Below are 5,687 nucleotides of genomic sequence, written 5' to 3'. Positions count from 1 at the left end.
AGCGCCGACGAGTGGTGCTTTCTGCCGAAGGTCAGGGACGACGGCGTCTGGGGCCTCGTGGACAAGTTCTGGTCCCTGGACAACGGGCGGCTCGCCAACGGGCTGCTCGTCGGCCTGTACGCGAAGTTCCCCGTGGCGGGGCACCAGTGGTACGCCCTGATCAGCGGGGCGCTGATGCTGACGCTGCTGTGGGCGCTGGTCGCGGCGCTGCTGCGCCGCACCGGCGTGTCGACGCCGCGCGGGACGCCGCTGCTGGTCGCCGGGATGATCCTGGCGGTCTTCCTCTTCGCCACGCCCAATACGTACAAGACGTTCTACTGGCCCGCGGCCTCCGTCTCCCACACGCTGGCCCCGGTGCTCTGCGCCGCCGCCGCGATCCCGCTGCTGCGGGCGCGCGGCCGGGGCGGGCGGATCGCGGCGGTCGCCGTGGCGGCCGGAGCGGGCGTGTTCATGGGCACGCTCTCCGAAGAGGCGTCGGTGGTCTCGCTCGTGGTGCTCGGCGGCGTGGTCCTGGCCGCGCCGCTGATCTTCGCCGAGCGGGTCCGGCGTACGGTGCGGATCTGGTCGCTCGCGGGCATGGCGGGCGCCGTCGCCGGAACCCTGCTGCTGCTCGCCTCGCCCGGCTCCCGCAACCGCCGCACCCGCTTCGACGCGGAGAGCGTCTCGATGCTCGCCCCCGAATCGCTGGGCGGGGCGCTCCGGGGCTATCTGGAGATCCTCGGCACGGTGTTCACCACTTGGCAGTATCTGGGCGCGGTCGCCGCGGGCCTGCTGCTGGGGCTGGTCGGCCGGGCCGGGGCGGGCCCGGAGCGGTCCGTGTTCCTGCCCGTCCGGCCGCTGGCGCTGCTCTCGCTGGGCGGTGCGGCGTTCCTCGTCTCCGGCTACCTCTGCACGGTGATCACCTACCCGGTCTTCGGCGAGCAGGTGGTGACGGCCGAACGCACCTGGAACGACTATCTGCTGCTGTATGTGCTGCTCCTGGCAGCCGCGGGAGTCCTCGCCGGACGGCGGCTGCGCGCGGGCCGCCGGGGCCGCCCGGGTCTTGTCATCGCGGTCGCGGCGCTGACGTGCGCCGTCTGCACGGCCGGACTGGCGGTTCCGCTGGTCGACCTGGGCGACCGGATGCGGGTCCGGGCGGAGTTGTGGGACCGTCAGGACGCGTATCTGCGCGCGGGCGCGGCCCGTGGCGAGAAGGTCATGCCGTACACGCCGACGCCGGTCGCCCGGATGCTGGAGCCGTTCGGCCGGGAGGGGCTGCGGAAGTGGCCGGCGGGGTGCGTGGCGGACTACTACGGTCTGGAGCGGGTGACTTACGCGCCGCGGACGCCGTGGCGGACGGGGTCGCGCGCGTTCGGGGGCATGGTGATATCACCGTGATGACGCCGTCCAGCAGGCCGCCGACCTGCCAAAGTCTCTCTGCTTCACAGAATTCTCATCCACATCTGCAACCATTCACATTCGTCGTGTGTCGCTCACTACGAGTCAAGGGACTCCACAGACCTCCGGGCTCCCGAGGGTTGCGTTGTCACGCACCTGGAGAGCCCCTCTCTGAAGTGGGACGTACATGCGTATGCGTACAACCGCCGCCGCGGTGACGGGTGTTCTGGCCCTGACCGCTTTCGCCGTTCCCGTCGCCCATGCGGACGACCAGCCCGCCGCGGTCGCCGCCCGGGCCGGCAAGCTCACGGCCCAGGACAACGGCTCGATCTCCAACCTGGTGGTCAATGGCGGCAAGCCGGTGGTCGTCGGCGTCTCCGCCGCGAAGTCGTTCACCGTCAGCTTCACCGCCAAGGACCCCGACGGCGTCGAAGACCTGTTCGTGCAGCTGTGGCGGAAGGGGACCTATGAGGACCCCAAGTACGCCTTCTTCACGGACGAGACCTTCATCAACTGCGGCTCCGGCACCTCGGTGACCTGCAAGGCCAAGTTCGTCATCGAGCCGGGGTGGCTGTACAAGGAGCACGACGCGGCCGGCTCCTACAACACCTCCGTCACCATCTACGACACCGGGTTCGGCTTCGACACGGAGACCGCGAAGAACAACTTCAAGCTCCAGCGCGCGGCCAAGCTCACCGCCGACGCCTCCCCCGAGTCGGTCGAGAAGGACAGCACCCTCACCGTCACCGGCGCGCTGACCCGCGCCAACTGGGAGTCGTACACCTACAAGGGCTACGCCGACCAGAAGGTGGACCTCCAGTTCCGCAAGAGCGGCGCGGACAAGTACACCACCGTCAAGACGGTCAAGGCGGACAGCAAGGGCCGGCTGAAGACCACGGTGAAGGCGTCCTCCGACGGCCACTACCGCTACAGCTTCGCCGGTTCGACCACCACCCAGGCCGTCAACGCCAAGGGCGACGGCATCGACGTGCGCTGACACCGCGCTCCGGCCGCCTGACCAGCTGACCGAGCCCGTCCGCCGGGCCCCCTCCGGGGCCTGGCGGGCGGGCTCCGCCGTGGGGCGCGGCGGGCGGGCTCCGCCGTCTGCGGGCGCGGGCGTCAGTCGCGCAGGAAGGCGAGCACCTCCCGCTCGAACCGCTCCGGGGCCTCCAGCTGCGGAAGATGCCCGACCTCCGCCAGCTCCGCCAGCCGCGCCCCCGGGATCGCGGCGGCGGCGCGTCTGCCCAGCACCGGGAAGTTCCCGAGCTTCGCCCGGTTCTCAGGGGTGGCGTACGACTTGCCGACCGCCGCCCGGTCCGCCTGCCCGATCACCAGCAGCACCGGAAGCCGCAGCTTCGGCAGATCGGCCACCACCGGCTGGTGGTACGCCATCTGATACGTGAGCGCCGACGCCATCGCCCAGCGGGGGTACTCGCCGCCGAGTGTCACCCGGTACCGCAGCTCGACGTTCCGCTCGTACGCCCTGCGCCAGCGCACCACGTACGAGCGGTAGAAGGCCCGGATGCCGTTCAGATCCGTGTTCGCCAGCTCATCGGCGAAGAGCCGCTCGGTGCTCAGCGCGGGCACGAGCTCGCGGTAGTCCTCCAGGCCCACCGGGTTGGCCAGCACCAGCCGCCCGGTCCGGCCGGGGTGCTCCAGCGCGAACCGCACCCCGAGCATGCCGCCCATCGAATGCCCGATCACATCGGCGCGGGCCACCCCGAGATGGTCGAGCAGCGCCGCCGTGTTCCGCGCCAGCAGCTCGAAGCCGTAGTCCAGGGCGGGCTTCGACGACCGCCCGAAGCCGATCTGATCGGGTACGACGACCCGGTGCCCGGCGGCGACGAGCGCACAGGCGGTGGGCTCCCAGGCCCCGCCGTCGAAGTTCTTCCCGTGCAGCAGCAGCACGGTCCGGCCGGAGACCACCGGCCCGGCCGGGGCGATGTCCAGATAGGCCATATCGACCGTCTCGCCCTGGTTCACCAGCCGCAGAAAGCGCACCGGGAACGCGGAGGGACAGCCCTCCATCGCGATGCCCAGCGGCTCGTCGTAGACCGGCTCGGTACGGATGCGCCGCCCGCTCGGGACGGCGTATCCGGTCCCGGCCCCCGCGCCCAGCGCGGCGACGGCCCCGGCTCCTGCGGTCAGAATGGTCCGGCGGGTGTTCATCTGGTCCTCCAGCGGGGTCGTCCATCGGTGCGGCTGCCCTGCCCAAGTGCCGCGTCACCGATGAGGAGTTGATCGCCGCCCCCGCCGTTCCCCGCGGTCCGCACCCATCCGGCCCGGCCCGCTCACCGCTCCCGGTAGCGCCCGCCCAGCCCCCACGCCTGATGCATCGCCGTCGCGAACGCGGACGCCAGCTTGTGCTCGCCCGAAGGGCCCGGGTGGGTGCCGTCATAGGTGTCCGCGTCGAGGGAGTACGACGCCGGGGGCGAGGCCAGCAGCAGCGGCGACGACGGCAGATCCAGATCCGCGACCGTCTTCGCCAGCAGCTCGTTGAAGCGCTCGCACTCCGCCGCGAACGGCGCGTCGTCGCGGGCCCGGACATTGGGGATGACCGGGAGGAGCACCATCCGGATCGCCGGGGCCGCGGCCCGCGCCCCGGCGATGAAGGCGCGGACGTTCGCCGTGGTCTGCGAGCTGTCCGTGTAGAAGCCCAGATCGATCAGGCCCAGCGACACCAGCAGAACGTCCGCCCGGTGTTCGGCGACCGTCTCCCCGATCAGCGGGGCCATATGGAGCCAGCCCTCGCCCCAGCCCGCGAGATGACGGCGGGCGGCGGCCGGGAAATCGGCCGGGTACGCGGCGGACACGGGCGCGTCGGCCCCGGCGTCGTACAGCCCGGTGCGCGGGCCGACGATGTCGTACGGTCCGTCGAAGCACGCGTCGAGGTGCTGCCACATCCGGTAGCGCCAGGTGTAGTCGCCGGCGCGTCCGATGGTCATGCTGTCGCCGACGAAGAGAAACCGCATGGAGGTCATCATGGCCGATCAGACAGCCCGCCCGCGATATGAGACCGGCCACGGGCCCTGGTGACCCGGACGGCGCGAAGGTGCTCGCCGGGCAGGCGTACGACAGCGCCTCCGAGTACGCGGCGGTGACCGGCGGCGGATGCGGACCCGGCGGCGGCTGAACGGGCCTGTCGCGGTGCGGGCGGACGGGCGTCGTGCGGGGCCGGGGGGCGCGGGATGGCAGGCTGGGGGCATGCGTTCGCTTCCGTACGTCACCGGCGCCGCCGCCCTTCTGCTGCTCACGGTCGCCGCCACGCCCGCATCCGCCGCCGGGGACCCCGGCTTCACCATCGAGGACCCGCGGATCACGGAGTCCAGCGGCCTGGCCGCCAGCCGCGCCCATCCGGGGGTGTACTGGACGCACAACGACCAGGACGAGCCGAGGGTCTTCGCCATCGACTCCCGGACCGGGAGGACGGTCGCGACCGTCACCCTGCGCGGGGTGGGCAAGCCCCGTGACATGGAGGCCATCTCGGTCGGCCCGGACGGCAGGGTCTATGTCGGGGACATCGGGGACAATCTCAACGGCAGCTGGAGCCATGTCTGGATCTACGCCTTCCCCGAGCCCGAGTCGCTCCAGGACACGACGGTGAACGCGACGCAGTACACGGTGAAGTACGCGAACGGGCCCCGCGACGCCGAGGCGATGATGGTCCACCCCAAGACGGGCCGGGTCTACATCGCCTCCAAGAAGCGGGACGGCGGCGCTCTCTACGAGGGCCCGGAGACCCTCACCGCCTCCGGCGTCAACACCTTCCGGCGCATCGCGGATGTGCCCTGGGTGACGGACGGGGCGTTCTCGCCCGACGGGAAGGAGCTGGTGCTGCGGTCGTACTTCAGCGCGCGCGGCTACCAGTGGCGCAACGGCGGCCTCGGTTCCGACCACGGGGTGGAGGCCCCGTTCCAGGGCCAGTCCGAGTCGGTGAGCTTCTCGGCGGACGGCGGGGCGCTGATGTTCGGCACGGAGGGCGAGCGGAGCGAGGTGGAGCGGGTCGGGCTCGACCGGGGCGAGGGCGGCTCGTCCTCGAAGACCAAGAGCTCCGCCGCCGGGGGCGGCGGGGACACGGAGGAGCGGAGCGCCCTCACCTACGGGGTGCTGGTGCTCGCGGCGGGGGCCGCGCTGGTCCTCGGGTTCAAGCGGCTGATGCGCCGGGGGTAGCGAGAGCCCGCGGGGGCGGGGGACCGGGACGGGCGCTCACCGGGGCCCGTGCCGGGACGGGCCCCGGTGAGCGCCCGTACCGGGATCGGTGGGTGCCGGGGCCTGAGGCCGCCGGGACGGGCGGTAGGTGCGAACCCGGG

6 protein-coding genes are annotated in these 5,687 nt (G+C 72.1%); 4 read left to right on the top strand and 2 right to left on the bottom strand.

What is annotated here, in order from left to right:
• Positions 1 to 1,377 (top strand): DUF6056 family protein (locus FF041_RS37680; RefSeq protein ID WP_194291905.1); only part of this gene is annotated, 1,377 nt, incomplete at its 5' end.
• A 187-nt stretch (positions 1,378 to 1,564) separates the two neighbouring features.
• Entirely contained in the window at positions 1,565 to 2,374 is an 810-nt protein-coding gene (locus tag FF041_RS02380) for a hypothetical protein (protein ID WP_153520807.1), read from the top strand.
• Positions 2,375 to 2,496: 122 nt separating this feature from the next.
• Here FF041_RS02380 and FF041_RS02375 read toward each other — a convergent pair whose 3' ends face one another.
• Both FF041_RS02375 and FF041_RS02370 read right to left on the bottom strand, forming a co-directional pair.
• Positions 2,497 to 3,546 carry an alpha/beta fold hydrolase gene (locus FF041_RS02375; protein WP_153520806.1) on the bottom strand — a complete coding sequence of 350 codons (1,050 nt, stop codon included), beginning with the start codon at positions 3,544 to 3,546 and terminating at the stop codon, positions 2,497 to 2,499.
• 122 nt (positions 3,547 to 3,668) lie between these two features.
• Positions 3,669 to 4,349, bottom strand: a complete 681-nt coding sequence (locus FF041_RS02370) for a GDSL-type esterase/lipase family protein (protein ID WP_153520805.1) — start codon at positions 4,347 to 4,349, stop codon at positions 3,669 to 3,671.
• A 38-nt stretch (positions 4,350 to 4,387) separates the two neighbouring features.
• On the opposite strand from FF041_RS02370, the gene FF041_RS40000 reads away from it, so the two are divergent.
• Both FF041_RS40000 and FF041_RS02365 read left to right on the top strand, forming a co-directional pair.
• Positions 4,388 to 4,510 carry a hypothetical protein gene (locus FF041_RS40000; RefSeq protein WP_267133172.1) on the top strand — a complete coding sequence of 41 codons (123 nt, stop codon included), beginning with the start codon at positions 4,388 to 4,390 and terminating at the stop codon, positions 4,508 to 4,510.
• A gap of 71 nt (positions 4,511 to 4,581) precedes the next feature.
• Complete coding sequence (locus FF041_RS02365) at positions 4,582 to 5,547, top strand: YncE family protein (protein WP_153520804.1); 966 nt, start codon at positions 4,582 to 4,584, stop codon at positions 5,545 to 5,547.
• The last annotated feature ends 140 nt before the right edge of the window (positions 5,548 to 5,687 follow it).

Origin of the sequence: Streptomyces jumonjinensis, from assembly GCF_009600885.1 — a bacterium.
GTDB classification, from domain to species: domain Bacteria; phylum Actinomycetota; class Actinomycetes; order Streptomycetales; family Streptomycetaceae; genus Streptomyces; species Streptomyces jumonjinensis.
Note: the sequence above shows the minus strand (reverse complement) of the source record. Positions and strands in the feature narration are given on the sequence as shown.